1 protein-coding gene is annotated in these 1,388 nt (G+C 30.0%); it reads right to left on the reverse strand.

Annotated elements, in window-relative coordinates; all coding sequences use genetic code 11:
- Window positions 1–1,278 (reverse strand): Y-family DNA polymerase (locus tag AMN80_RS02125; protein ID WP_075520363.1); only part of this gene is annotated, 1,278 nt, incomplete at its 3' end.
- Window positions 1,279–1,388 lie beyond the last annotated feature (110 nt).

Genomic DNA, 1,388 nt, shown 5'->3' on the forward strand with positions numbered 1-1,388 from the left:
TCCAATTCTAATTTTTGGCATACAGTAAAAATCTGCAGTGTCTATTTTTGATGAATATTCTCTTCTCATGTTCCATTTTTTATGCACGCCAGCACTTGCAAGGCTCAAAGTAGATCTACCATATCGATAGTTAGTATTATCAATTGATTTCATTAACTTATTTATTTTTTCATCTCTCTCAGATGAAAACAAATTTTTCTTTTCAGTATCATTCGACAATCCTGTTAGCATTACTCCTGCTTTTTGGTAACGATAACCATTTTTAAAAATATTTTCTAGAATAGAAATAGCTGTTTTCACTATTTCGATGCTATTATTTGTTGCAATTGGAAAGTCTATTGTTTTGGAATTTGAATAATATCCAAAGTTTCTTTGAAAAGGGCTAGTTCTTACAAAAACTGTTATTGCTTTTGCAACCAAAGACTCTGATCTTACCTTCTCAGAAGCGTTTAGACAATAATTTGCAACTGCTTCTTTTAATTCTTGAAAACTTTCAACTCTTTTTCCAAAAGAACGTGAGACTACACAACTTTTTCTCTTTGAGGTGGTCTTTTCAAGATCTATACATGGTACACCTCTTAGTTCCATTGCTGTCCTTGAACTTAAAACATTTGAAGATTTTTTTATCCAGGTATTAGATTTATTTTTTAATTGTTTAGCATTATATATTCCATTTTTCTGATAAAATTTTGTTAACTGTCTACCAACCCCCCATACATCATTTATTTCTATTTTTTCCAATATCGGATCAAGATTCTCAATACCAATCAAACTTGTAACGCCTGATTGTTTTTTCTTTGCAATATGATTTGCAACTTTACTTAAGGTCTTAGTTTTTGCTATTCCTATACTGGTTGGAATGCCAGTCCATTGTAGTACTGTATTTCTTATTTCTTTACCAACATCTGCTATTTCATTATCTGGAAAATTAGATAAATCCATAAACGCTTCATCTATTGAGTACACCTCTATATCAGAATTAAATCTTTTTAATGTTCTCATTACTCTTCTTGATAAATCTCCATACAAAGAATAGTTTGAAGAAAAAACTTGGACATTATTTTTAATAATTATATCTTTTGCTTTGAAATATGGCTCTCCCATTTTTATTCCAAGAGCTTTTGCTTCATTAGATCTTGAAATAATACAGCCATCATTGTTGGATAAAACAACGACAGGCTTTTTCCTTATTTTAGGATTAAATAATCTTTCACAAGATACATAGAAAGAATTACAATCGACCAGTGCTATTTTTTTAGTAAACCGAGTGGATGACATAAGTTACAACTCCCCAAATAAAAATGTCTTCTTCTTCGTTAATTAAAATTCGATCTTTAAAGTTTTTAGATCCTGAAGTGAGAAATTTTTTATCTCTTTCCTGGACAAAA

Origin of the sequence: Candidatus Pelagibacter communis, assembly GCF_001179985.1 — a bacterium.
GTDB classification, from domain to species: Bacteria; Pseudomonadota; Alphaproteobacteria; order Pelagibacterales; family Pelagibacteraceae; genus Pelagibacter; species Pelagibacter ubique_J.